Annotated in this window: 1 protein-coding gene; it reads right to left on the reverse strand. The window is 62.7% G+C overall.

Annotation, left to right across the window (positions count from 1 at the left end):
• A partial coding sequence (locus AC0L3P_RS40255) for a transposase (RefSeq protein WP_473309492.1) occupies window positions 1-316 on the reverse strand: 316 nt, incomplete at both ends.

Here is a 316-nt window from a genome sequence, read left to right on the forward strand (position 1 = left end):
CGGACGATCTCCTTGAGCGGCACACCGTCGCTGACAAGAGCCGCGATTGCGGCATGGCTGTCCTGGCGCCGCAGATAGCCGTGATAGCGAAGCTTTTCCGCGCAGGTCAGCAGTTTAAGATCGATCCTCGTCGCCCCGATTGCAGTTCGGATTTTGCTCATGGAGCGGCGCACCGCATCAAGGAAGGCCGCGCTCGCGTTTTCCATCAGATGCCAGCGGTCGGCGACCTGGATGGCGTGCGGCAGCGCCTTGGCTGCTGCCTCGCCATATCCACCACCGCGATCTCGCGACACAATGTTGATGCCCGGGTGCTTCG

The sequence above is a fragment of the Bradyrhizobium sp. WSM4874 genome (genome assembly GCF_055811835.1).